The 4,874-nt window shown below is 72.5% G+C and carries 6 protein-coding genes; 4 read left to right on the top strand and 2 right to left on the bottom strand.

Annotated features, from left to right (window positions below; translation table 11 throughout):
* Together Q7W29_00810 and Q7W29_00805 are read right to left on the bottom strand one after the other, a co-directional pair.
* Positions 1–292: hypothetical protein (locus tag Q7W29_00810; protein MDO9170355.1), on the bottom strand; the 292-nt coding region annotated here is incomplete at its 3' end.
* Positions 289–651 (bottom strand): hypothetical protein, encoded by a 363-nt coding sequence (locus Q7W29_00805; GenBank protein ID MDO9170354.1) that lies wholly within the window; start codon positions 649–651, stop codon positions 289–291. The genes Q7W29_00805 and Q7W29_00810, both read right to left, overlap by 4 nt.
* A 241-nt stretch (positions 652–892) precedes the next feature.
* Between Q7W29_00805 and Q7W29_00800 the strand changes: the two genes are divergently transcribed.
* From Q7W29_00800 to Q7W29_00785, 4 genes are read left to right on the top strand one after another with little or no spacing between them, the layout of a single operon-like run.
* Positions 893–2,272, top strand: coding sequence for a KamA family radical SAM protein (locus tag Q7W29_00800; protein ID MDO9170353.1), 1,380 nt, complete (start codon positions 893–895; stop codon positions 2,270–2,272).
* Between the two features lie 22 nt (positions 2,273–2,294).
* On the top strand, positions 2,295–3,329 hold the full coding sequence (locus tag Q7W29_00795) for a D-alanine--D-alanine ligase (protein MDO9170352.1): 1,035 nt from the start codon (positions 2,295–2,297) through the stop codon (positions 3,327–3,329).
* Positions 3,307–4,302 (top strand): D-alanine--D-alanine ligase, encoded by a 996-nt coding sequence (locus tag Q7W29_00790; GenBank protein MDO9170351.1) that lies wholly within the window; start codon positions 3,307–3,309, stop codon positions 4,300–4,302. The genes Q7W29_00795 and Q7W29_00790 overlap by 23 nt, the downstream gene beginning before the upstream one ends.
* A 5-nt stretch (positions 4,303–4,307) precedes the next feature.
* Positions 4,308–4,796 (top strand): GNAT family N-acetyltransferase, encoded by a 489-nt coding sequence (locus Q7W29_00785; GenBank protein MDO9170350.1) that lies wholly within the window; start codon positions 4,308–4,310, stop codon positions 4,794–4,796.
* The last annotated feature ends 78 nt before the right edge of the window (positions 4,797–4,874 follow it).

The following is a 4,874-nucleotide window of genomic DNA, read 5'->3' as shown; positions in this document are numbered from 1 at the left end:
CCGCCGCGAGCAGCACGACCTCGGTGGCGTAGACCTCGCGGCCGGGAGTCAGGAAGCAGAAATCCAGCAGGGGACCGACCGGCACGATCGCCGCGAGCGGCCACCGCGGCCGCGGCTGCGCGAACCAAGCCAGGGCGGCGGCGCCCAGCAGCAGCAGCGGCAGCCGCCCGGACGCGGGGGCGCCGGCGCCGAGCAGCGCGTGGGCCAGCAGGGAGAGGCAGAGCAGGGCGCCGATCAGAGAGCCGATCAGCGAGCCGAGGGCGGCGGGCGCCGCGCGTCCGAGGCGGCTCACGACGCCGCCTCCCGGTCCCGTTCCCCCCGCCGTCGCGGCGGGAAGCGCCGGGCCAGCCAGCAGCCCAGGGCCAGGCCCACGAGGCCGGCGGTGAGGTCCAGGGCCAGATCGGCGCCGGGCGCCCGGATGTACTCGACGCGCGTCTTGGCGAAGATGTCGAACAGCTCCTTGCCCGCGATCAGGGCGACGGCCAGCATCACCACGCGCCGCAGCGGCAGCAGGCGCGAGGCGCCCCAGGCGATCGCGGCCGCGAAGACCAGGTGGAAGAACCAGTCCACCGGCACGCCCAGCACGCGCATCCGGCTGAAGTACTCCATGCCGCCGCGGATCTCCCGCAGCACGTCCAGGACCAGCTCCATGCCTCGCTCCCCCCCGGGTTGGGTCGGCGTTCCCGACCGGCGGGCATGATAGCAGCGATCGGTCCGGCGCGTCAGTCCCGATCCCGCCCGCGCCCGCCCCGAAAAAATCCGCGGCCGACTTCCGAAAAGGCTGTTGACTTTCCAGCACACGCATATAGTTTGACGCAACTCGCGAGGGCCTCGCCGGGATCGGCGACAGCCGGGTTCGCGGGTCAGGAATGTGCCCAGGGAGGGATACCACATGCGCCGCTGCCCCACGTCCGCCCGCAGCGACCACAGCGTCGACGCCGTCGTGGCCGTCGAGCGAGAGGAGGAGCGCTCCGAGGAGCCTCCTTCCCCGGCTATCGCCATTGCCGACGCACCGGTCGCACCCGAACCGGCCACCCCTCCTCCTGGATTGCCAGGTGGATTTTTTTATCCCCACGAGTTCGCGCAGCCCGGGGCGCGGATCGGCCGGCGCACGCGCGAGTTCCGCCGCGCCTTCTTCCCCGAGGCGACCGCCGCCGAGTGGAACGACTGGCACTGGCAGCTGCGCAACCGCGTCCGCACCTTCGAGCAGTTCGACCGGATGCTCTCCCTGTCGCCCGCCGAGCGGCTGGCCCTGCAGCGCGACGGCAGCATGCTGCCGGTGGCGGTGACCCCGTACTACATGAGCCTGCTCGACCCGGCCAACCCGCAGCAGCCGCTGCGCCGGACCGTCGTGCCGACCCAGGCCGAACACCTGCGCATGCCCGGCGAGGCCGACGACCCCCTGGGCGAGGACAGCCACAGCCCGGTGCCGGGCATCGTGCACCGCTACCCGGACCGCGTCCTGTTCCTGGTGCACGACTTCTGCCCGACCTACTGCCGCTACTGCACGCGGTCGCGCCTGGTGGGCCACGGCGAGTACTCGCCGAAGCAGGAGCAGCTCGAGGAGCGCATCGACTACATCCGCCGCACCCCGGCGATCCGCGACGTGCTGCTGTCGGGCGGCGAGCCCCTGAGCATCGCCGACGACAAGCTGGACTGGATCCTCACGGAGCTGCGCCGCATCCCCCATGTGGAGATCGTGCGCATCGGCACCAAGTCGCCCGCGGTGATGCCCCAGCGCATCACGCCCGCCCTGGTGAAGATGCTGCGCAAGCACCACCCGCTGCTGGTGAGCGTCCACTTCCTGCACCCCGACGAGTGCACGCCCGAGTCGGCGACCGCCTGCGCGCGGCTGGCCGACGCCGGCATCCCGCTCGGCTCGCAGACGGTGCTGCTCAAGGGCGTCAACGACGACGTCGAGACCATGAAGCGCCTCATGCAGAACCTGCTCATGATGCGCGTGCGCCCGTACTACCTGTACCAGTGCGACCCGATCTCCGGTTCGTCGCACTTCCGCACGACGGTCGAGAAGGGCCTGGAGATCATCCAGGGCCTGCGCGGCTGGACCACCGGCTACGGCGTGCCGACCTACGTCATCGACGCCCCCGGCGGCGGCGGCAAGATCCCCCTGCAGCCGGACTACCTGGTCGGCCGCGAGGGCGGCGACGTCGTGCTGCGCAACTTCGAGGGCCGGCAGTACCGCTACCCCGATCCCCGCGGCGGCGGCGCCGCCAAGCTGGAGAAGGGCCGCGCCCCCCGGCGCAAGTCGTGACACGGCAGCCGGGGGAGCGGGCATGCACGTCGGCCTGACCTACGACCTGCGCGACGACTACCTCGCCGCCGGCTACGGCGAGGAGGAGACCGCGGAGTTCGACCGTATTTCGACGGTCGAGGCGCTCGAGGCGGCCCTGCGCGCGGGCGGCCACCGCACCGAGCGCATCGGCAACGCGGCGCGGCTGGCCCGCCTGCTGACGGCCGGTCGGCGCTGGGACCTCGTGTTCAACATCGCCGAGGGCCTGCACGGCATCGGGCGCGAAGCCCAGGTGCCGGTCCTGCTCGAGCTGCACGGCATCGCCTACACCTTCGGCGACCCCCTGACGATGTCCCTGACCCTGCACAAGGGCATGACCAAGCGCGTCCTGCGCGACGCCGGCCTGCCGACGCCCGCCTTCGCCGAGGTGGCGCGGCTCGAGGACCTCGCCGGCGTCGACCTGCCGTTCCCGCTGTTCGCCAAGCCGATCGCCGAGGGCACCGGCAAGGGCATCGACGGCGCCTCGAAGCTGCGCACGCCGCAGGAGCTGGCCGACCGCTGCGCGCTGCTGTTGGAACGGTTCCGCCAGCCGGTTCTGGTCGAGACCTTCCTGCCGGGGCGCGAGCTGACCGTCGGGATCGTCGGCACGGGCGACGACGCCCGCGCGCTGGGCACCATGGAAGTGGTCCTGCTGCCGCAGGCCGAGGCCGACGCCTACACCTACGTCAACAAGGAGCGCTGCGAGGAGCTGATCGAGTACCGCTTCCCGGACGCCGCCGCCGACCCCCAGGTGGCGGCGGCCGAGCGCACCGCGCTGGCGGCCTGGCGCGTGCTGGGCTGCCGCGACGCCGGGCGGGTCGACCTGCGGGCCGACGCACGGGGCGAGCCCCAGATCATGGAGCTGAACCCCCTGGCCGGACTGCATCCCGAACACTCGGACCTGCCGATGATCGCCACGGCCAGGGGCCTGCCCTACGCCGACCTCATCGGCATCATCGTCGAGTCGGCCGCGCGGCGACGCGGCGAGATCCCCCCGCTGCGCGCGGAGCTGCTCCATGCGGATCCTGATCCTGCATAACGCGGTCGCCGCCGACGCGGCGCCCGACGAGCGCGACGTGCTCGACCAGGTCGCGGCGATCGCCGCCTCCCTCGCGCGCCTGGGCCACGAGCCCGCCGCCCTGGGCTGCGACCTGGACCTGCCCGACCTCGGCCGCAACCTCCAGGACGCCGCCCCCGATCTCGTCTTCAACCTCGTGGAGAGCCTGGGCGGCGAGGGCCGCCTGATCCACGTCGTGCCCGCCCTGCTGGATGCGCTGGGCGTGCGCTACGCCGGATGCCCCTCCGAGGCCATGTTCACCACCTCGCACAAGGTCCTCGCCAAGCAGTTGCTGGTCGGCGCCGGCCTGCCCACGCCCGTCTGGTACGAGCTGCGCCGCGGCCGGCTCGTCGCCTCCGGCGGCGGGGTCGCGACGCCCGCGCGCTGCTTGGTGAAGTCGGTGTGGGAGGACGCTTCGCTCGGCATGGACGACGACGCGGTGGTGGCGGCCGACCCGGAGAGCCTGGTCGCCGCCCTGGGCGCGCGCGCCGGCCGCCCCGGCTCTCCCTGGTTCGCCGAGGCCTTCGTCGACGGCCGCGAGTTCAACCTCTCGGTGCTCGACGGCCCCGGCGGCCCGCAGGTGCTGCCACCGGCCGAGCTGACCTTCGTCGACTACCCGCCGGACAAGCCGCGCATCGTGGGCTACGCCGCGAAGTGGGACGAGGACTCCTTCGAGTATTCCCACACGGTGCGCACCTTCGACCTCGCGCCCGCCGACGCGCCGCTGCTGGCGCGCCTGCGGGAACAGTCCCTGGCCTGCTGGGACCTGTTCGGCCTGCGCGGCTGGGCGCGCGTGGACTTCCGCGTGGACGCCGCCGGGGAGCCCTGGATCCTCGAGGCGAACGCCAACCCCTGCCTGTCTGCGGACGCCGGCTTCCAGGCCGCCGTCGCGCGCGCGGGCTTGACCTTCGACGACGCGGTCGCGCGCATCCTCGCGGCCGTCCCCGGAGCGTGATCGCCATGACCACCGGCACCGATTTCCGCACCGAGACCCGTCCCGACGACATCGCCGCCGTGCGCGACCTGACCGCGGCCACCGCCTACTTCTCCCCGTCGGAGGTGGCGATCGCCGCCGAGCTGGTCGAGGAGCGCCTGCAGAAGGGCCCGGCCAGCGGCTACGAGTTCCTCTACGCCGACGGCGACGGCCGCCTCGACGGCTACGCCTGCTACGGCCTGATCCCCTGCACCCTGTCCAGCTACGACCTCTACTGGATCGCCGTGCACCCCGACACCCAGGGCACCGGCCTCGGCCGCCGCCTCCTGCAGGAATGCGAGCGCCGCATCCGCGAACTCGGCGGCACGGGCGTGTACGCCGAGACGAGCGGGAAGGCCCAGTACGTCAGCACGCGCAGGTTCTACGAGCGGTGCGAATATGCTACGGGGGCGGTGTTCGCGGACTTCTACGGGCCCGGGGATGACAAATACGTCTTCGTTAAAAGACTGGGCTAAGCGATCCGTGGTATCCTCTGTGCCGTGGTTGCGGGATTGTTCCTGCACGGCGCGAGGGGATCCTTCGCCTGGGACATG

The sequence above is a fragment of the bacterium genome, assembly GCA_030654305.1.
GTDB lineage: Bacteria > Krumholzibacteriota > Krumholzibacteriia > LZORAL124-64-63 > LZORAL124-64-63 > PNOJ01.
The sequence above is the reverse complement of the archived record's forward strand: the minus strand, read 5'-3'. Positions and strand labels throughout refer to the sequence as shown.

Coding starts and splice junctions, on each gene's coding strand:
- Q7W29_00785 (MDO9170350.1), top strand. CDS start 4,308: ATGACCACCGGCACCGATTTCCGCACCGAGACCCGTCCCGACGACATC.
- Q7W29_00790 (MDO9170351.1), top strand. CDS start 3,307: ATGCGGATCCTGATCCTGCATAACGCGGTCGCCGCCGACGCGGCGCCC.
- Q7W29_00800 (MDO9170353.1), top strand. CDS start 893: ATGCGCCGCTGCCCCACGTCCGCCCGCAGCGACCACAGCGTCGACGCC.
- Q7W29_00795 (MDO9170352.1), top strand. CDS start 2,295: ATGCACGTCGGCCTGACCTACGACCTGCGCGACGACTACCTCGCCGCC.
- Q7W29_00805 (MDO9170354.1), bottom strand. CDS start 651: ATGGAGCTGGTCCTGGACGTGCTGCGGGAGATCCGCGGCGGCATGGAG.